Origin of the sequence: Sphingomonas sp. PP-F2F-A104-K0414, from assembly GCF_004340945.1 — a bacterium.
In the GTDB taxonomy this organism is placed as follows: domain Bacteria; phylum Pseudomonadota; class Alphaproteobacteria; order Sphingomonadales; family Sphingomonadaceae; genus Sphingomonas.
In genome coordinates this window covers 425,634-444,518 of sequence record NZ_SLYD01000004.1, presented here as the reverse complement: position 1 = coordinate 444,518, position 18,885 = coordinate 425,634, and the positions used below count along the sequence as shown (strand labels likewise).

Annotated in this window: 20 protein-coding genes and 1 tRNA gene; 13 read left to right on the top strand and 8 right to left on the bottom strand. The window is 66.6% G+C overall.

The genetic code is table 11. The features are described from left to right. Positions 1-18: 18 nt before the first annotated feature. Together C8J46_RS12045 and C8J46_RS12040 are read right to left on the bottom strand one after the other, a co-directional pair. Positions 19-1,194: a Xaa-Pro peptidase family protein gene (locus tag C8J46_RS12045; RefSeq protein ID WP_132739275.1), complete on the bottom strand. Its 1,176-nt coding sequence runs from the start codon at positions 1,192-1,194 to the stop codon at positions 19-21. After that, on the bottom strand, positions 1,191-2,426 hold the full coding sequence (locus tag C8J46_RS12040; RefSeq protein ID WP_132739272.1) for an FAD-binding oxidoreductase: 1,236 nt from the start codon (positions 2,424-2,426) through the stop codon (positions 1,191-1,193). Before C8J46_RS12040 ends, C8J46_RS12045 begins: the two co-directional genes overlap by 4 nt. A 77-nt stretch (positions 2,427-2,503) precedes the next feature. Here C8J46_RS12040 and C8J46_RS12035 point away from each other — a divergent pair, with 77 nt between their 5' ends. The 4 genes from C8J46_RS12035 to C8J46_RS12020 are packed head-to-tail and all read left to right on the top strand — an operon-like array spanning position 2,504 to position 6,539. Next, complete coding sequence (locus C8J46_RS12035) at positions 2,504-3,406, top strand: dihydrodipicolinate synthase family protein (RefSeq protein WP_132739269.1); 903 nt, start codon at positions 2,504-2,506, stop codon at positions 3,404-3,406. Next, entirely contained in the window at positions 3,406-4,404 is a 999-nt protein-coding gene (locus tag C8J46_RS12030) for a 4-hydroxyproline epimerase (protein WP_132739266.1), read from the top strand. Before C8J46_RS12035 ends, C8J46_RS12030 begins: the two co-directional genes overlap by 1 nt. 49 nt (positions 4,405-4,453) lie before the next feature. Next, the gene (locus C8J46_RS12025) at positions 4,454-5,107 is read left to right on the top strand and encodes a GntR family transcriptional regulator (protein ID WP_132739263.1); all 654 of its coding nucleotides are present in this window, start codon (positions 4,454-4,456) and stop codon (positions 5,105-5,107) included. Between the two features lie 19 nt (positions 5,108-5,126). Continuing rightward, positions 5,127-6,539, top strand: coding sequence for an amino acid permease (locus C8J46_RS12020; RefSeq protein ID WP_132739260.1), 1,413 nt, complete (start codon positions 5,127-5,129; stop codon positions 6,537-6,539). A gap of 10 nt (positions 6,540-6,549) precedes the next feature. On the opposite strand, the gene C8J46_RS12015 is transcribed toward C8J46_RS12020, so the two are convergent. Genes C8J46_RS12015 through C8J46_RS12005 form a run of 3 tightly spaced genes read right to left on the bottom strand, consistent with a single transcriptional unit; the run spans position 6,550 to position 8,350 of the window. Next, positions 6,550-6,690 (bottom strand): DUF2256 domain-containing protein, encoded by a 141-nt coding sequence (locus tag C8J46_RS12015; protein ID WP_132739257.1) that lies wholly within the window; start codon positions 6,688-6,690, stop codon positions 6,550-6,552. After that, positions 6,690-7,790, bottom strand: coding sequence for a 3-dehydroquinate synthase (aroB, locus tag C8J46_RS12010; protein ID WP_132739254.1), 1,101 nt, complete (start codon positions 7,788-7,790; stop codon positions 6,690-6,692). The genes C8J46_RS12015 and aroB overlap by 1 nt, the downstream gene beginning before the upstream one ends. After that, on the bottom strand, positions 7,787-8,350 hold the full coding sequence (locus tag C8J46_RS12005; protein ID WP_132739251.1) for a shikimate kinase: 564 nt from the start codon (positions 8,348-8,350) through the stop codon (positions 7,787-7,789). The genes aroB and C8J46_RS12005 overlap by 4 nt, the downstream gene beginning before the upstream one ends. Positions 8,351-8,443: 93 nt before the next feature. Between C8J46_RS12005 and C8J46_RS21410 the strand changes: the two genes are divergently transcribed. Genes C8J46_RS21410 through C8J46_RS11990 form a run of 4 tightly spaced genes read left to right on the top strand, consistent with a single transcriptional unit; the run spans position 8,444 to position 12,278 of the window. Continuing rightward, entirely contained in the window at positions 8,444-8,578 is a 135-nt protein-coding gene (locus C8J46_RS21410; RefSeq protein ID WP_267904487.1) for a hypothetical protein, read from the top strand. Continuing rightward, positions 8,562-10,403 (top strand): hypothetical protein, encoded by a 1,842-nt coding sequence (locus C8J46_RS12000; protein WP_132739248.1) that lies wholly within the window; start codon positions 8,562-8,564, stop codon positions 10,401-10,403. The genes C8J46_RS21410 and C8J46_RS12000 overlap by 17 nt, the downstream gene beginning before the upstream one ends. After that, positions 10,400-11,299 (top strand): tyrosine recombinase, encoded by a 900-nt coding sequence (locus C8J46_RS11995; RefSeq protein WP_279388900.1) that lies wholly within the window; start codon positions 10,400-10,402, stop codon positions 11,297-11,299. Before C8J46_RS12000 ends, C8J46_RS11995 begins: the two co-directional genes overlap by 4 nt. A 31-nt stretch (positions 11,300-11,330) precedes the next feature. Beyond that, a complete protein-coding gene (locus C8J46_RS11990) occupies positions 11,331-12,278 on the top strand; it encodes an acetyl-CoA carboxylase carboxyltransferase subunit alpha (RefSeq protein ID WP_132739245.1) in 948 nt (315 codons plus the stop codon). 97 nt (positions 12,279-12,375) lie between these two features. On the opposite strand, the gene C8J46_RS11985 is transcribed toward C8J46_RS11990, so the two are convergent. Continuing rightward, positions 12,376-12,540 carry a Flp family type IVb pilin gene (locus tag C8J46_RS11985; protein ID WP_132739242.1) on the bottom strand — a complete coding sequence of 55 codons (165 nt, stop codon included), beginning with the start codon at positions 12,538-12,540 and terminating at the stop codon, positions 12,376-12,378. Positions 12,541-12,687: 147 nt separating this feature from the next. Continuing rightward, positions 12,688-12,873: a Flp family type IVb pilin gene (locus C8J46_RS11980; RefSeq protein WP_132739239.1), complete on the bottom strand. Its 186-nt coding sequence runs from the start codon at positions 12,871-12,873 to the stop codon at positions 12,688-12,690. A gap of 49 nt (positions 12,874-12,922) precedes the next feature. On the opposite strand from C8J46_RS11980, the gene C8J46_RS11975 reads away from it, so the two are divergent. Then, positions 12,923-13,351, top strand: coding sequence for a (deoxy)nucleoside triphosphate pyrophosphohydrolase (locus C8J46_RS11975; RefSeq protein ID WP_132739236.1), 429 nt, complete (start codon positions 12,923-12,925; stop codon positions 13,349-13,351). A 290-nt stretch (positions 13,352-13,641) separates the two neighbouring features. On the opposite strand, the gene C8J46_RS11970 is transcribed toward C8J46_RS11975, so the two are convergent. Then, positions 13,642-13,715: transfer RNA gene (locus tag C8J46_RS11970), tRNA-Cys, on the bottom strand. A 435-nt stretch (positions 13,716-14,150) separates the two neighbouring features. Here C8J46_RS11970 and C8J46_RS11965 point away from each other — a divergent pair. From C8J46_RS11965 to C8J46_RS11950, 4 genes are all read left to right on the top strand, one after another. Further along, entirely contained in the window at positions 14,151-14,831 is a 681-nt protein-coding gene (locus tag C8J46_RS11965; protein WP_132739233.1) for a protein-L-isoaspartate O-methyltransferase, read from the top strand. A gap of 8 nt (positions 14,832-14,839) precedes the next feature. Next, positions 14,840-16,369, top strand: coding sequence for a TolC family outer membrane protein (locus C8J46_RS11960; RefSeq protein ID WP_132739230.1), 1,530 nt, complete (start codon positions 14,840-14,842; stop codon positions 16,367-16,369). Between the two features lie 35 nt (positions 16,370-16,404). After that, positions 16,405-17,007: a DUF2497 domain-containing protein gene (locus C8J46_RS11955; protein ID WP_132739637.1), complete on the top strand. Its 603-nt coding sequence runs from the start codon at positions 16,405-16,407 to the stop codon at positions 17,005-17,007. 222 nt (positions 17,008-17,229) lie between these two features. Beyond that, on the top strand, positions 17,230-18,834 hold the full coding sequence (locus C8J46_RS11950; RefSeq protein WP_132739227.1) for a histidine kinase famiy protein: 1,605 nt from the start codon (positions 17,230-17,232) through the stop codon (positions 18,832-18,834). Positions 18,835-18,885 lie beyond the last annotated feature (51 nt).

Genomic DNA, 18,885 nt, shown 5'->3' with positions numbered 1-18,885 from the left:
AGAGCGGGGTATCCTGCGTCAGCCGAACGGGCGGTCGATCGAGGGTTGTGGTTCTGTGAACCAGGCGCCGCCGGTGTCGGTAACGTGGAAATGATCCTCCAGGCGGATGCCGAAGCGGTCCGGCACGACGATCATCGGCTCGTTCGAGAAGCACATCCCCGGAGCCAGCGGCGTGCGGTCGCCGCGAACGAGATAGGCGGGTTCGTGGATCGACAGGCCGATGCCGTGACCGGTGCGGTGCGGCAGGCCGGGGAGGCGGTAGTCGGGGCCGAGACCGGCTTTCTCCAGCACCGCGCGGGCGGCGCTGTCGATCGCTTCGCAGGGTACGCCGGGCTTCACCGCGGCGAACGCGGCGGCTTGCGCCTCGTGTTCGATGTCCCAGATCGCCCGCGCCTCGTCGCCGACATTGCCGAACGCGTAGGTCCGCGTGATGTCGGAATGATAGCCCTCGACCTGGCAGCCGGTGTCGATCAGCACGAGCTGGTCCTCCTCGAGCAGCTGATCGCCGGGCAGGCCGTGCGGAAACGCGGTCGCGCGACCGAACTGGACGGCGCAGAAATACGAGCCCGACGAGCCGATCGCTCGGTGTGCGTCGTCGATGAAGCGGATCACCGCGCTGGCGGCGATGCCGGGGTGGAGGATGCGCGCGGCGCGGCGCTGGATGTCGAGCGTCATCGCCTTGGCTTGGCGTAGCAGCGCGAGCTCGGCAGGGCTCTTGATCATCCGGCAGGCGTCGATCACCGCCGCGCCGTCGGCGACGTCCAGCCGCGTGGCAGCGAGCGCGCTCGCCATACCGTAGGGAAGTTGCGGGTCGAGCAGTAGCCGGCCAGCTACCGCGTCCGCCACTAGCGCATACGGGCTCTCGTCCTCTTCCCAGAGACGCGGATCGGCGTCGATCTCGACCGCGGCCTCCAGCGAGCCCTGTTCGAACCGCGGACAGATCAGGATCGGCTGGCCCTTCACCGGCAGCAGCAACGCCACCAGCCGCTCGGTCGCACCCCAAGGGATACCCGCGAAATAGCGCAGGCTCGCACCCGCAGCGATCAGTAGCGCATCGGCGCCCGCCGCCTCGGTCAGTGCGCGCGCCTTGTCGAGACGCGCGGTACGCTCCGCCGACGTGATGCGCGGCGCGCGGTCTGCCCAAGGAGCGATGGTCGCGAGTTCGTCGGCTATCGAAGATCCGCCGATGGTCATGCGTGAGGTCCTTTTTTGCCGAAACGGTCGAGGTCGAACGGCGCGAGCGGCACCGCCGGAGTTTCTCCTGCCAACATCGCCGCGATGAGCGTCGCGGTCACCGGCGCGAGCGTCAGCCCGAGATGTTGATGACCGAACGCATAAGCGAGATTTGCGTGGTGCGTCGAGCAGCCGATCGCGGGGAGATAGTCGGGCAGCGTCGGCCTGGCCCCCATCCAACGCGTGAACGGCCCCTCGATCGGCAGGCCTAGCGACCGGACGTGATGTTCCAGCCGGTCCCATTTGCGCGGATCGGGCGGACCGTCGGGATCGCCGAGTTCGACGAAGCTCGCCGCCTGGACGCAATCGGCATAGCGCGTGACGATCATCGAGCGGTCCTCGAACACGACCGGCGGCAGGTCGGCGGGCCAGCCCTCGGCGCGCGCACGGATATGATAGCCGCGCTCGGCGATCATCGGCACGCGGTATCCGAGCGGTTCGAGCAGCGCGCGAGAGCGGACGCCAGCGGTTACCAGCACCTGATCGACATCATGTCCGGCGATAACGATCCGATCGGCGTCTTCCACCAATCGCGCCGCCTGGCGGACGATCTGGCCACCCCGGGCTTCGACCGAGGCCTCAAGCGTCGTCGCAAGCTGGCGCAGTTCAGTAATCTGGCCGCTGCCGGTGAAGCGGATCGCGCCGCCGACCGGATCGGCGAGGAAGCCCAGTCGGTCGAGCAAGGCGGGCTCAGCATCGACGATCCGCGCCGTCCCAATCGCGGTTTGCGCCCAGCGCTGCCGGCCGGTTCGTGCGCGCGCGGCCGAATCCCAGACGACGATGTGGCCGTCTTCCCGCAGCAGATCGGGAGCGTCGAGCGCTCCGACCAGATCGCGCCACGCTGGCATCGCGCCGGCAAGCAAGGAGGTCAGCGCGGCCGTTCCCACGGTGAACTTCGCCGGTGTCGACGCCGCGATCAGCCGTGCGGCGAACGGCAACCATTGCGCTGCCATCGACGGCGGCAGCGCGAGCGCACCACCCGCGCTGAACAGTCGCTTCGGCACCGATCGCAGTGCGGCGGGGGAGGCGAGCGGCTCGACCTGTTCGACCGCGATGTGCCCGGCATTGCCCCAGGATGCGGCGTTGTAATCGGTATCGCGTTCGAACACACTCACGCCATACCCGCGATCGAGCAGCGCGACGGCGCAACTGAGGCCGACTACGCCGCCTCCCACGATGCCGATCGTTTTCAACCCATTTCTCCTGTTGCACCGCACCCATCGATTTCGTATACGGTATATATATTGAAACGCAGGAAGGTCGATACCGAATGTCTGTCGAATGGAAGGGTGTATTTCCGGCCGTAACGACGCAGATCCGCGAGGACATGAGCGTCGATCTCGCCGACACGCAGCGCGTCGTCGACGACCTGATCCGCGACGGCGTGACCGGGGTGATCGCGCTCGGCACGGTCGGCGAGAATAACTCGTTCGACTATGATGAAAAGGTCGAGGTACTGACCGCGATCGTCGAGGCGGTCGACGGCCGCGTGCCGGTCATCACCGGGGTGTCGGAATACGACACGCGGCGCGCCGTTCGGTATGCGCAGGCCGCCGAAAAGGCCGGCGCGGACGGCCTGATGCTGTTGCCGCCGATGGTCTATGTGCCGAAGCCGCATGAGCTTGTTGCGCATTTCAAGGGCGTGGCGGAGCAGGTCGGTCTGCCGATCATGCTCTATAACAACCCGCCGGCATATCGCACGCTGATCGACAACGACGTGCTCGCTGCGCTGGTCGATGTCGCGAACATCGTCGCGGTCAAGGAGTCGGCGCCCGACACGCGGCGTTTCACCGACGTGAAGACCGCGTTCGGCGACCGCTACGTGCTGTTCGCCGGGCTCGACGACGTTGCGCTCGAGGGGCTGTATCTGGGGGCGCAGGGCTGGGTCTCCGGGCTCACCAACGCATTCCCGCGGGAATCGGTCGAACTGGTCAACGCGTTCGCGCGCGGCGATCATGCCAAGGCGATGGAGATCTATCGCTGGTTCATGCCTTTGCTCCATCTCGATGCCGAGCATGACCTGGTCCAGTCGATCAAGCTCGCCGAGCAGGTCATGGGGCGCGGCTCCGAACGCGTCTTGCCGCCACGCTATCCGCTGATCGGCGAACGCCGTGCCGAGGTGATCGCGATGGTCGAGAAGGCGGCGGCAACGCGCCCGACGCTCTCGAACTGATGCGCCACACCTTCTTCTGCATCGACGGCCACACTGCCGGCAATCCGGTCCGCCTCGTCGCGGGTGGGGCGCCGTTGCTCAAGGGCGCGTCGATGTCGGAGCGGCGGCAGGATTTCATGACCCGGTTCGACTGGATCCGTACCGGGCTCTGCTTCGAGCCGCGCGGGCACGACATGATGTCGGGCGGGTTCCTGTATCCGCCGACGCGCGACGATACCGACATCGGCCTCCTGTTCATCGAGACGAGCGGGTGCCTGCCGATGTGCGGGCATGGCACGATCGGGATGGTGACGTTCGGGCTCGAACACGGGTTGATCCAGCCGGCCGTACCGGGCCGGTTGCGGATCGAGGTGCCCGCGGGCGTGATCGACGTGGCCTACGAAACCGAGGGCGCGAAGGTGACTTCGGTGCGGATCACCAACGTGCCCGCGTATGTCGCGGCACGCGGGATCGCGGTCGACGTCGAGGGGATCGGTCCGCTGAGCATCGATGTCGCCTATGGTGGCAATTACTACGCGATCGTCGAGCCGCAGGGGCGCTATACCGGGCTCGACGATCTCGGCGCGGCGGAGATCATCGCGCTCAGCGGTCGCGTTCGCGAGGCGGTGCGGGCACAGTTCGAGCCGGTCCATCCGCTCGATCCGACGATCCGCGGCGTCAGCCATGTGCTGTGGGCGGACGTGCCACGCGGAGACGGCGCCGACGGTCGCAACGCGGTATTCTACGGCGACAAGGCGATCGACCGCAGCCCGTGCGGCACCGGCACGTCGGCACGGCTCGCGCATCTGGCGGACAAGGGGCGATTGGCGGTCGGCGACCGGTTCGTCCACGAAAGCTATATCGGCAGCCGCTTCATCGGCCGCGTCGAGGCGGAAACGTCGCTCGGTGATACCCCCGCGATCGTCCCGTCGATCGAGGGATCGGCGATCGCGACCGGGTTCAACACGATCTGGATCGATCGCGACGATCGTTTCTGGAACGGTTTCCAAGTTTCATGACATTTCGGCTATGCTGGCCCGGTAATCCCGTTTTCGGAGCCGTCCATCCATGAGCATCGTCGTCCGCACCCTGTCCGAGCAGGTGTTCGAGATTGTCCGCGAGCAGATCGTCACCGGCAAGCTCGCCGGTCATACCGCGATCCGCCAGGATGCGCTGGCGACCGAACTCGGCGTCAGCAAAATCCCGTTGCGCGAGGCGCTGGCGCGGCTGGAGCAGGAGGGCCTGCTGACCAGCCACGCCAACCGGGGGTACTCGGTCCAGCCGATGTCGGCTGATGAGGTGGACGATATCTTCGCGCTGCGGCTGGCGATCGAGCCGCAGGCCGCCGCCTATGCATCGACCGTCGCGAACGACGATGACCGTGCCGTTGCGATCCTCGCATTCGAGGAACTCGACAGCGCGGCGAGCGAGCGGCTAGCCGAAGTCGCGATCCGTAATCGCGTGTTCCACACCGCGCTGGTCCGGCCGGGCCGCCGCCTGCTCACCACGCAGATGGTCGAGCGGCTGGCGATTCTCGCCGAGCGCTACGTCGTCGCGCATCTGCGGCCCGCGGGGCGCGAGGATCGCGCGCATCTGGAGCATCGCCAGCTGCTCGACGCATGGCTCGCACGCGACGACGATCGCATGCTGACGCTGCTGACCAGCCATATTCAATCGACGCTGACCGATCTGCGCGCGCAGTTCGACACGGCCCGAGACTAGAGATCACAGGGGATGGGCAATGTTTGGACCGCGTAAATCGTTCGAATCGTCTGCCCATAGCCGCGAACACAGCCTCGCCAAGACGCTGAGCTGGCCGCATCTGATCGCGCTCGGAGTGGGCGCGATCGTCGGCACCGGGATCTATACCTTGGTCGGCGTCGGTGCCGAGCGGGCAGGGCCGGGGGTGATCCTCGCCTTCGTGATCTGCGGCGTGATCTGCGCGTGTGCGGCGCTCGCCTATACCGAACTCGCGACGCTGATCCCCGCCGCGGGCAGCGCCTATACCTTCAGCTATACGGCGCTCGGCGAGGGTGTCGCCTGGGTAGTGGGCTGGAGCCTGATCCTCGAATATTCGCTGGCGTGCTCGACCGTCGCGGTCGGCTGGTCGGGCTATCTGGTCGGCTGGATCGAGGCGGCGGGGATACATTTGCCGCACGCGTTGCTGGTCGGTCCGCATGGTGGCGGGATCGTCAACATGCCCGCGGTGCTGGTGTCGCTCGCGGTGATGGGGATGCTGATCCTCGGCACGCGGCAGAGCGCGACGCTCAACATCGTGCTGGTGCTGATCAAGCTGGTCGCGCTGACGATCTTCGTCGTCTACGCCGCGCCTGCGTTCAAGGCCGACAACCTCCACCCGTTCATGCCGTACGGCTTCGGCTCGACCGAGCTTGGCGGGCATAAGCGCGGTGTGATGGCGGCGGCGGCGATCGTGTTCTTCGCCTTTTACGGCTTCGACGCGGTCGCGACCTCGGCGGAGGAGACCAAGAACCCCAAGCGCGACCTGACGATCGGTATCGTCGGCTCGATGCTGGTCTGCACGGTGATCTACATGGCGGTGGCGGTCAGCGCGATCGGCGCGCTGCCGTTCAAGCAGCTCGCCAATTCGCCCGAACCGCTCGCGCTCGTGCTGCGCCAGTTGAGCCAGCCGTTCGCCGCGCAGATCATCGCGCTGGCCGCAGTGATCGCGCTGCCGTCGGTGATCCTGGTGATGATGTACGGGCAGAGCCGGATCTTCTTCGTGATGGCGCGCGACGGCCTGCTGCCGCGCGGTCTCGCCAAGGTCAGCAAGCGGACCGGATCGCCGACGCTGATCACGCTGCTGACCGGCCTGTCGATCGCGGCGGTCGCGGGGTTCTTCCGGCTCGACGAGATCGCCGAACTCGCCAATGCGGGGACACTGATCGCGTTCATCTCGGTCGGGGTATGCCTGATGGCGCTGCGTCGAACTGCGCCGCAACTGCCCCGCCTGTTCCGTTGCCCGGCGGCCTATGTCGTCGGTACGGTGACCGTGCTCGGCTGTCTGTATCTGCTCGCGAGCCTGCCGACTTCGACGCTGGTCCGGTTCGTGATCTGGAACGTCGCCGGATTTTTACTGTATTTCGTCTATGGCCGGCGCAACAGCGACGCCGGCAATCCGGCACACGCGGCCTGACCGGCGCGCGTCACCGCTTCTTGCGGCACGCGTCCGAGCAATAGATCACGCTGTCCCAGTCGCGCGCCCACTTCTTGCGCCAGGTGAAGGGGCGCTCGCATGCCGGACATACCTTGGTCGGCAGGTTCTGCTTGGCGATGCCGTTGGGCATCAGCGGGGCTGCGAATCGAGGAAGGTTTCGACCTCGGTGAGGTCGACGGTCTTGTCGAGATACGTCTGGCCGATCCCGCGCGCGAGCAGGAATGGGAGGGTTCCTGCCGCCATCTTCTTGTCGTGCCGCATGTGGTCGACAAGGCGGGCACCGCTCGCGCCGATCTTTGCAGCAGCCAGCCCGTCCGGCAGCCCGACGTCGCGCCAGTGCGCAGCGACACGCTCAGCATCCTGCCCCGAGCAAATCCCCTGCGACGCCGAGAACCCGAACGCCAGCGAACAGCCTGCCGCGACACCCTCACCGTGAATCAGCGCCTGCGAGAACCCGGTCTCTGCCTCCAGCGCATGGCCAAAGGTGTGGCCAAGATTGAGCAGTGCGCGCGTCCCATTGGTCTCATGCTCGTCCGCCGCGACGATCCGCGCCTTCGCCGATACGCTGTGCGCGATCGCATATTCGCGCAGCGTCAGGTCGCCCGCGAGCAACGCCGCACCATTCGCCTCGCACCATTCGAAGAACGCGAAGTCGTCGATCAGGCCGTATTTCACGACCTCCGCATAGCCTGCGCGGAGTTCGCGGATCGGCAGCGTGTCGAGCACCTGTGGATCGATCAGCACCATCACCGGCTGATGGAACGCACCGATCAGGTTCTTGCCGGCCTTCGTGTTGATCGCGGTCTTGCCGCCGACCGAGCTGTCGACCTGCGCGAGCAGGCTCGTCGGAATCTGAACGAAGTTGCAACCGCGCTTGAGGATCGAGCAGGCGAACCCGACAAGATCCCCCATCACGCCGCCGCCCAGCGCCACGACATGATCGCCGCGCTCGACGCCGAGTTCGAGCAGCCGGTCGCACAGTGTCTCCAGCGTCGCCCAGCTCTTGCTGCCTTCACCCGGCGCGAGGACGATCGCCTCGCTCGCAATGTCCGCCGCGGTCAGCGACGTCTGCAACGTCGCCAGATGCACTGATAAATTTTTGTCGGTGACGATCGCTACGCGCCGACCCTTCGCGAGCGGCGCGAGAAATTCGCCAGCCCGCGCGAGAATTCCCGCTTCGATGTGGATCGGGTAGGTCCGCGAACCCAGTTCAACGGTAACGGTCTTCATCGGCCAAGCGCTCTCAGGATTGCGGCGACGGTCGCTTCGTGCGGCGTCTTGTTGCTGACGATATGGATGTGCGCCTGCGCGTAGATCGGGTTGCGCACGCGCGCCAGTTCGGCGAGCACTTTGCCCGGATCGCGGTTGCGGAGAAGCGGTCGCGTATCGCGCCGCCCGACGCGCTCGACCAGGATGTCGGGATGCGCGCTGAGCCACACGGAGATGGAGTCGCGCAGGATCAGCGCCCGCGTGTCGTCGTTGATGAACGCGCCGCCACCGGTCGCGATGATTTTCGGCGTGCCGTCGATCAACCGCGCGATCACCCGGCGTTCGCCATCGCGGAAATACTCTTCGCCGTATTTGGCGAAGATCTCGGCGACGGTCATGCCTGAAGCCGCCTCTATCTCGTGGTCGGCGTCGACGAATGGCAGGTTCATGCGCAAGGCGAGCCTTCGGCCTACGGTAGTCTTGCCGACGCCCATCAGCCCGACGAGCACGATCGGTCGATCGATCGGGGCTGGGGCGGGGCCGCCTGCGGGCCCGCCTGAGGGGTTGTGGCTTTGCAACATCGTGAGGGGCGCTATACAGCGGCACCGCGCGAGGGCAAAAGCTCTTGGCACCTGTTTTGTCCACTACCCCGTCCACTACAAGGTTACGCCGCCATGTCCCGTTTCATCGTCTCGGTCGTCGTCGTTCTTGTCGTGGTGGTCGGCGGCCTGTTCCTGCTGGCAGGGCGCGCCACCGAGCGCCCGCAGAGCCGCGTCGAAAAGGCCGTGACGCTTGCGAACCTCTCTTAAGGCGACGCTTGCGGCGGCGGTTGCCGTCGGGGCATTGGTCGCGCTTGCCCCTGCAATCGGGCAGGACCGGCCTGAATCGATCCTGCCGCCCGGGTTCGGCGAGCCGACGCCCGCGCCTGCGCCGCGCCCGACCGCTCCGGCCGGGACGCAGCCAACGCGCTCGACGGGTCCATCGCAGCCGACCACCCCGCCGCCAAGCGCCGCACCGGCACAGCCGGGCGCGATGATCCAGCCTTTGCCGCCGACGACGCCGGGCGACGCACCCCCAGTGCCGCCTGTCGCGGCGCCTGCGCCAGTCGATCCTGCCGTGCTGGCGCAGTACGAGATGCCGGAGTCTGCGCGTCGCTCGCTCGCGACGGTCGGTCCGGTTATGGCGAGCGAAGGCGGCCTCGATACCGATGCGTTCGGCTCTGTCGATGGCCAGTATGTCGAGACGCTGATGCGCCGACTGAATGCGCCGCTGCCGTCGCGGTGGATGTCGATCCTGCTGCGGCGTGCGCTGGTGTCGCGCGTCGACACGCCGAGCCGCACCAACGGCGCGGACTTCGCGGCCGAGCGCGCATGGCTGTTGTTGCGGATGGGCGAATCGGTCGCCGCGCGCGCCGTCACGCAGAGCGTCGACACCGACAATTATACGCCGAAGCTGTACGACGTCGCGATGAACGCGTCGCTGGCGACCGGCGATCCGGCGGGGCTGTGCCCGCTGGTACCCGGCGCGATGCGCTATGCGGCGGCGCGGGGCTGGACAATGGCGCAGGCGATGTGCGCGGGGCTTTCGGGCAATCCCGCGCGGGCGACCCCGCTGATCGCGACCGCCAAGCGTCGCAACGTCGCGAGCGGCGTCGACATGCTGCTCGCGCAGAAGGTCGTCGGTGCCGGCGCGCAAGGCCGTCAGGCGGTGACGATCGAATGGGATGGCGTCGACCAGCTGACCGCGTGGCGGTTCGGGCTGGCGATGGCGACGGGCGTCGCGGTCCCCGACGATCTCTATGCTAGCGCTGGTCCGCAGGTGAAATACTGGCAGGCATTGTCGCCTTCGGTTCCGCTCGGCGCGCGACTGGCGCCGGCGGAGTCCGCGGCGGGGCAGGGTGTGCTCTCCAGCGCTGCGCTGGTCGATCTCTATGCCGCGGCCGCCACCGACGACGACACACAAAGCACAGCGACCGCCGCCGCGAACGATCTCCAGACCGCCTATGCCGATCGCAGTCCCGATGCGCGGCTGAACGCGCTGCGCCAATTGTGGGGCGGGGCGGATACGCGGCCGGCCTATGCGCGCCTCGTGCTGACCGCGCGGGCGGCGGCGCGGATGAACCCGGCGCTGGCGAAGGACGAGGCGGATCATCTAATCGCGTCGATGCTGTCCGCCGGGCTTGATCGCACCGCGGCGCGCTGGCTCGGGACCGTACCCGCCGGGGGTGACGCCTGGGCGATGATCATGCTCAGCGACCCCGACGCGTATCGTCGCCTCAGCTATGCCGACCTCGCCTCCTATTCGGGTGGCGAAGGCGACTCGGCGTTGAAGCAGCGGATGCTGTTTGCGGGGCTTGCCGGACTAGGGCGGCTCAACTCGGGCGACATCGAACGTGCCGCGCAATCGCTCGGCGTCCGGATCGGCGCGGACAATGCGTGGACGCGTGCACTCGATCGCGCCGCGCGCGACGGGCAGGCGGGTACGGTCGTCGTTCTCGCTGCGATCGGCATGCAGGCACCGGACTGGAAGGGCATCCCGCCCGAAGCGCTGTACCGGATCGTCGGCGCCTTGCGCGCGGTCGGGCTCGATGGCGAGGCGCGGATGATAGCTGCCGAGGCCATCGCACGGGCGTGACCCACGCCAACGACCGCGCCCTGATCGACCGGTTCCTTGAGATGATGACGGCGGAAGCGGGCGCGGCGGCCAACACCGTTGCCGCGTATCGCAGCGACCTGACGCTCGCATCGCAGGTGCTTGAAGGCAGGCTGGTCGAAGCGGATGCGGACGCGCTTGCGACGCTCGCCGGTGGCTGGTCGGCGCTGTCCCGCTCGACCGTCGGGCGAAAGTCCGCCTCGCTCCGCCGCTTCTTCGCGTTCCTGGCCGACGAAGGTCACCGCGCCGACGATCCCGGCAAAGCACTATCGCGACCCGGCACCGCGCGCACGTTGCCCAAAGTGCTGAGCCATGCCGATATCGACCGATTGTTCGCCGCGATCGCCGAGCGATCCGCGCGCGATCCGCTCGACCCCAACGACCTGCGGCTCTCCGCGCTGTTCGAACTGCTCTACGGATCGGGACTGCGCGCGACCGAACTCGTCAGCCTGCCGCGCAACGCGGTGCATCCCGATCGCCCGTTCCTGATCCTGCGCGGCAAGGGCGGGCGCGAGCGGCTCGTCCCGATCTCCGATCGCGCGCGCGCGGCGGTGGCGCTCTGGCGCACCCATGTCGCTACGGACCGTCTATGGCTGTTTCCCTCGGGCAAGGGGCATCTTTCACGCATCCGCCTGTATCAGCTCGTCAAGGCGCTCGCCGCCGAGGCCGGCATCCCGCCCGATCGAGTCAGCCCGCACGTCCTGCGTCACGCTTTCGCCACGCATTTGCTCGCAGGCGGCGCCGATCTGCGCGCGCTGCAATCGATGCTCGGCCACGCCGACATCGCCACCACCGAGATCTACACGCACGTCGATTCGAGCCGCCTTGTCGAGCTGGTCAACACGCGTCACCCGTTGGCTGATATGCCGCCGCGTTGACGCGAGCGATCCCGCACCGTAACCGCCGCCTATGCCAAGCTTCCTCGACTTCGAGAAACCGATCGCCGAACTCCAGGGCCGGATCGACGAACTCCGCGACACCGCCGCCGAAGGCAGCGTCGATCTCGCCGCCGACATCGCCCGCTTGCAGGCGAAGTCCGACAAGCTGCTGAAGGACACCTTCGCGCGGCTGACCCCGTGGCAGAAGACGCAGGTCGCGCGTCATCCCGAGCGTCCGCACTTCAAGGATTACGTCGCCGCGCTGTTCGACGAGTTCGTGCCGCTCGCGGGGGACCGCGCGTTCGGCGATGACCAGGCGATCATCGGCGGCTTCGCGACCTTCCGCGGCCGGAAGATCATGGTGCTCGGCCACGAGAAGGGCGACGACACCGCCAGCCGTCTCCGTCACAATTTCGGCATGGGCAAGCCCGAGGGCTATCGGAAGGCGATCCGCCTGGTCGAGCTCGCCAACCGGTTCGGCCTGCCGATCGTCACCTTGGTCGATACGTCGGGCGCGTTCCCCGGCATCCAGGCCGAGGAGCGCGGCCAGGCCGAAGCGATCGCACGCTCGACCGAGGCGTGCCTCAACGCCGGCGTCCCGATCGTCTCGGCGATCGTTGGCGAGGGCGGCTCGGGCGGTGCGGTCGCGTTGGCGGCGGGTAACCGCGTGCTGATGTTCGAACACGCGATCTATTCGGTGATCAGCCCCGAAGGCTGTGCCTCGATCCTGTGGCGCACCGCCGACAAGTCCCCCGAGGCTGCCGAAGCGATGCAGATCACCGCGCAGGACTTGAAGGCGTTCGGCGTCATCGACGACATCGTGAGCGAACCGCTCGGCGGCGCGCACCGCGACCGCGTGACGGCGATCGAATCGCTCGGCAATGCACTGTCGTCCGCACTCGCCGACCTCGCATCGCTCGCGCCTGCCGATCTGCGGAAAGACCGCCAGGCCAAATTCTTGAAGATGGGCCGACTCTAAGCGTCGCGATGCAGCGACAGAACACGGGACAAATGAAAAGGGCGGCTGAACCGAAGTCCAGCCGCCCTGATCGACCGCGATGGTGATCGCGGTACGCTTACTTGTTGAGCTGCGACGCGACGTTGTTGAACGTCTTGTTCAGGCTGTTACCCAGGCCCTGCATTGCAGCGATCGCAGCGACGGCGATCAGAGCGGCGATGAGGCCGTACTCGATTGCGGTTGCGCCCTTGGAATTCTTGAAAAACTTGCGGATCGTCTTCATTCCGGTCTCCATGGTTGGATTGCTTCAGTGTCACCCGGCTGGACCGGACAGGCCGGATCAGCACGAGGACAAATAGAAGTTGTGAGTTGAGAAAGGCTTAAGGTCGGAGCATTTCGTCGGGTAATTCACGAGGCCCGATGCGGGCGATCAGCGGGCGGTGGCGACCTTCGTTTCGACCTTGCCCCACATTCCGATGGTCGAATCGGCAAGGTTGGTCAGGCCGACAATGAGAGCGATGACGACGAAGGCCAGGATCAACCCGTATTCGATCGCGGTCGCGCCGCGGGTATTGCGCAGGACGCGCCGCGACGTTCGACCCGTGATCGTCAGCATGGACTTGTCAGACTTCATAACCATCAGTGTAATCGAGGAAAATTAAGGAATGACCAACGATCGCGCCATTCCAACCGCGCCATCCCTTTTACCGGTCGTGGCGGCGGCGATGGTTGACCTCGAGGGGCGCGTGCTGTTGCAGCAACGCCCCCCGGGCAAGTCGCTTGCCGGGCTCTGGGAATTTCCCGGAGGCAAGGTCGAGCCCGGTGAGACCCCCGAGGCGGCGTTGATCAGGGAGCTCGAGGAGGAACTCGGCATCGCGGTGCCGCATGCGTGTCTTGCCCCCGCAGCGTTTGCCAGCGCGCCGCTGGGTGATCGCCACCTCGTGCTGCTGCTTTATATCACGCGGAAATGGACGGGCGTGCCACGCGCGCTGGAGGCGACGGCCTTGCGCTGGGTGCGACCGAACGCGATGCACGCGTTGCCGATGCCGCCCGCCGATCGCCTGCTGATCGGATTGCTCGATGCACTGATCTGACCGAACGGCGCGCCGAAAGGCGATAATCCCGACTGCGGGCCTCCGCATAATCGGCGTTCGACAATAAAAGTCTTGATCTCCTGCATGAGTGCCGCAGTCCGAAGGGCCAGCGTGCGCCCCAAGACCGCGCGCGGGCGGCGAGCCACGGCTCGCGTGAGCGTTTCCCTTTTCTCGAGCGAGCCGTTCCGGTCGCACAGTCGCCGCTCGACGCAGCGAGCTCGCTGGCAACACTGCCCGCGCATGCCGCTGCGGGGTGCTCTATCTGTCGATGTTGTGAAACGGAAAACCGCTGGAGGCCCGACCGGGAATCGAACCCGGGTGCGAGGATTTGCAGTCCTCTACGTCACCACTCCGCCATCGGGCCTCGATGCGGACGGCGCAAATGCGTCGTTTTGTCAGCGCGGTCAACCACGACGTGTAGCTGGACACGAATTATCCTCATTCGGCGCGGGCGGGCGCGATGCTCGAGCCAGTCGCATGACCCGCCACGACAGGACCCCACGGACCGCATTGCGCCGGTCCGAAAACGTCCCTCGTCCCATTTTGGGCGACGGCGGCGGCATTCGCTGCTAGGAATCGTCGCAGAGGTAGTGCCGTGGTCTTCCGCATGCGCCCTCGACGTCCCGCCCGCGACATCTTCGGTGTCACACGGGCGGGCGGGGCGTCTACACCGCAAAATCGTTCGATCTCCGACCCGCCGCGCGCAACTGCGACTTGGCGCAATCGTCGGCGCGCGATACATATCGGCGCGACAACTAGTGTATTGCGCAACTAAAACAGTTGTGCGACAGGATGGGTTATGACGACGATGAGCCTCGATACCGCGACTGCCGCTTCGGCCTACGACACCATGCGGCATGCGATGGTCGCCAGCCAGCTGCGCACCAATGCGGTGAACGATCAGCGGGTGGTCGCGGCGATGGCACGTGTGCCGCGCGAGCAGTTCCTGCCCGAGGACGTCCGCTCGATCGCCTACCGCGACACCGCGATCGCGCTCGGTGGCGGGCGCTACGCCAATCTGCCGATGGCGACCGGCCGGCTGCTGACCGAGGCCTATCTGACCGCGACCGATCGCGTGCTGCTGATCGGTGCCGCGACCGGCTATACCGCTGCGGTGCTGAGCGAGATCGTCGGATCGGTGGTCGCGGTCGAGAGTGATCCGGCATTGCTGGCGATGGCGCGCTCGGCGCTGGCCGGGGTCGGCAACGTCGAACTCGTCGAGGCACCGATGCAGGACGGCCATGCCGCTGGCGCCCCTTATGACGTGCTGATCGTCGACGGCGCGATCGAGGCGATGCCCGACGCGCTCGTCGCGCAGGTCCGCTCGGGCGGTCGCGTCACCTCGGGGCTCGCCGAACGCGGCGTCACGCGGCTTGCGTCGGGACGCAAGACCGATGGTGGGTTCGCGCTGGCGGCCTTTGTCGACGTCGAATGCGTCGCGCTTCCCGGTTTCGACATCCCCAAACCCTTCAGGTTCTGAGCCCTATGATGCCGCGCACCGCTCGTTTCCGCCGCTTGCTTGCGAGTGTTGCGCTGCTCTACATCGCTGCACCAGCGGGTGCGGAGACGTTGCGCGAGGCGCTGGCCAAGGCGTATACCACCAATCCGATCCTGACCGGACAGCGCGCCACGTTGCGCGCGACCGATGAGAACGTGCCGATTGCGCGGGCGACGGGGCTCCCCTCGGTCAATGCGACCGGCGACTACACCGAATTTGTCGTAACCGCGGCGAACAGCTTCACCGCCTTGCCGCGTCAGGCCGCGGCGCGCGCCAACGTGTCGGTGCCGCTGTACCTGGGGGGACAGGTCCGCAATTCGGTTGCCGCCGCCAAGACCCGCGTCGAGGCCGGCCGCGCGACGCTGCGCGGCACCGAGGCGGATCTCTTCACCAACGTCGTCGCCGCGTACATGGACGTGATCCGCGACGAGGCGATCGTCGGTCTCAACACGCAGAACGTCCGCGTCCTCGACGTCAACCTGCAAGCCAGCCGCGATCGATTCCAGGTCGGCGACCTGACCCGTACCGACGTCGCACAGTCCGAAGCCCGCCTCGCCCTCGCCCGTGCGCAGCTCCAGTCGGCTGAGGCGCAGCTGATTTCCAGCCGTGAGAATTACATCCGGTACGTCGGCACGCCCGCCGGAACGCTCGAAACACCACCGACCTTGCCGCATCTGCCCGACAGCCCTGCATCCGCCGTAACCGTTGCTATCGAGAACAATCCGGTCCTGATCGCAGCGGCGAAAGAGCGTGACGCGACGCGCTATGATGTCGGTGTCGCCCGGGCGACTCGTCTGCCACAGATCAGTGCGGTCGGCGGTGCCACCTATACCAACTATCTCGGCTCGGCGTCGAATGCCGACGGCAGCGTCATCACGTTCCCCAACGTGAACAAGACGGTTCAGGCCGGACTGTCGCTTACCCTGCCGCTGTTCCAGGGTGGTCGCCCCGCCGCGCAGGTCCGTCAGGCCGAGGCGTTCCAGAGCCGCGCGATCGAGAACGTCACCGCGACCGAGCGCAACGTGATCTCCCAGGCCCGCTCGGCCTTCGCCGTCTGGCGCTCCTCGGAACAGGTCATCCAGTCCTCCGAGACCGCGGTCAACGCAAACAAGCTCAGCCTCGAAGGCGTGCGCGCGGAGAACAGCGTCGGCACGCGAACCATCCTCGACATCCTTAACGCCGAGCAGGAACTGCTCAACAGCCAGGTGACGCTCGTCACCGCACGGCGCGATGCGTATGTCGCCGGCTTTGCGCTGCTCGCCGCGATGGGGCAGGCGGAAGCGCGCGATCTCGGGCTCGATGGCGGCGTGCTGTACGATCCGGTCGCCAATTATCAGCGTGTGCATCACAAGATCTGGGACTTTGGCGGCGATGGCGAGCCGGTGCCGGTCGGCACACGCACCGCGCAATCGCCCGCACAGGATGCGCATGTCCAGCCGCAGCGCGATCCTTTGCTCGATACGCCAGTTGACAGGAACCCCGCCTTGACGACAGGTAAGGACGCGCCGAGCCGCCAATAGGGGTGCGCGCGGCTACGGGGTTTGGGATGGTCCGGATGGGGGACGTGAACGGCGAGCCGTCGATGGAGGAAATCCTCTCGTCGATCAAACGCATCATCGCCGAAGAGGGCGACACGCCCGGCCGATCGCGGCGTCCTGCGCGGACGATGACGGCACCGGTCGATCAGTATCCCGCCGACCGCGATGTCGCCGGTCACGCGCCCACCTATCGTGAAGCCGCCTATCTCGACGACGAGATGGACGATGACGAAGTTCTCGAACTGAGCGATCCGATGCCGATGGTCGACCGTACCCCCCGCACGCCTAAATCCCCCGTGCTGACCTCGGTCGACGCCGCGCCCGAGCCGCGCGTGGCCGCGCCCAAGCAGCAGCCGCAACCTCAGGTGCAGCAGCCCACCGCAGAGCCGCCATCCGAGTCGATCGTCTCGCGTGAGACCGCAGCGGCAACGCGCGCGCCGCTCGAAGCGTTGACGCGGATGATGATCAAGCCCGAATCGAACAGCGACGGCACGCTCGAAGGCCTAGTCCGCGAGATGCTTCGGCCGATGTTGCGCGAATGGATCGACGCGAACCTGCCGCACATGGTCGAGGACATGGTCGCGCGCGAGATCGCCAAGATCATGAACCAGCAGCCCTGACAGCCAGACGTTTCCGCTACTCCGGCGGCACCATACGATCCTCCCCCGCCAGGGGGAAGTGGCACCGAAGGTGACGGAGGGGGAGGACACGAAGCAGCGGTTTCCCTCCCCTCCGTATGGCAAGGGTCAGCCACCGCCCCTTGGCGGGGAAGGATCGAACGTCTCCCTGTCGGCGATGCAAACGCTACGGAACAACGCCACCCGATGCCGGGTTTGGCACGCATGTCCGATCCCGAGATCATTGTGCCCGCTGAGAAGCCCGACCGCCCCGCATCGCACGGCGGACGGAACGATTTCTCGCCCGCTGAGGCCGGAAGTGATATCTTCTTCGCCGCGGTAAAGACGACGCGGATGCCGATGGTGGTCACCGATCCGCACCGCGACGACAATCCAATCATCTTCTGCAACGAGGCGTTCTCGTTCATGAGCGGCTATTCGCAGGATGAGATCCTCGGCCGCAACTGCCGCTTCCTGCAGGGCCCCGAAACCGATCGCGCCGCCGTCGCCGAAGTGCGCGCCGCCATCGCCAGGCGCGAAGAGGTTGCGGTCGAGATCCTCAACTACCGCAAGAACGGCTCGACCTTCTGGAACGCGCTGTTCGTGTCGCCGGTGTTCGGCGAAGACGGCAATCTCAAATATTTCTTCGCCAGTCAGCTCGATATTTCCCGGCGGCGTGAAGCCGAGGAAGCGTTGCATGAAGCACAGCGGATGGAGGCCGTCGGCAAGCTGACCGGCGGCATCGCGCATGATTTCAACAATCTGTTGCAGGTCATCCAGGGCTATGCCGATATTCTCGACGCGCGGATCGATCCTGACGATCGGTCGGCACGCCGCGCGGTCGATGCGATTTCGACCTCGGCGACCCGTGCGGCGACTTTGACGCAGCAGCTGCTCGCGTTTGCACGCAAACAGGAATTGCGTGATCGGCTGATGAACCTCAATCAGTTGATCGGCGATTTCCGCGCGATCCTGGAGCGCAGCATCGGCAGCGGCATCACGCTCAGGCGCGACCTTGCCAACGATCTGTGGAATTGCCGCGTTGATCCGGTCCAGGCCGAGATGGCGCTGCTCAACATCACCGCCAACGCGCGCGATGCGACCGGCGGCGCGGGGACGGTCACGATCGCCACGCGCAACGCGGTGCTGCCCGAGGATGCGAGCGTCGCCAAGCTCGAACCCGGCGAATATGTCGTGGTCAGCATCTGCGACGACGGCCCGGGTGTCGACCTGACGACCGCCGACAAGCTGTTCGAACCATTCTACACCACCAAGGAAATGGGCAAGGGCGCCGGGCTAGGCCTCGCCATGGTGTACGGCTTCATGCGCCAGTCGGGCGGCCTCGCCACGGTGCGCAACGGTGCGGGCGGCGGTGCGGAATTCTCGCTGTATTTCCCGCGCGCTAGTGGTGCGGTCGAGCGCAAGCCCGCAGGCCCGGTCGCACCGCGCACCGGTGGCGCCGAGCGCGTGCTGATGGTCGAGGACCAGATCGAGGTCGGCGAGCTTGGCCGCACCATTCTCGAGGATCTCGGCTACGAGGTCGTACTGGTGAACAGCGCACGCGGTGCGCTCGACACGCTGGCGAACAATTCGGACTTCAAGCTGCTGTTCACCGATATCCTGATGCCCGGCGGGATGAACGGCGTCGCGCTCGCGCAGTCGGTCCGGCGTGATTATCCGCATACCGCGGTGCTGCTGACTACGGGATTTGCGGACGAGGCGATCGACGAGGGCAGCCGGTCGTTCGAGCTCATCCGCAAGCCGTATCGACGCAACGAGCTGAACGAGCGGATTCGACAGGTGCTCGACAAGCCTGGCGCCCGCACCTGACTTGGCGCACCTGACACTGGTCTAGTACGGGGACGCTCGCTAAGGCTCGGC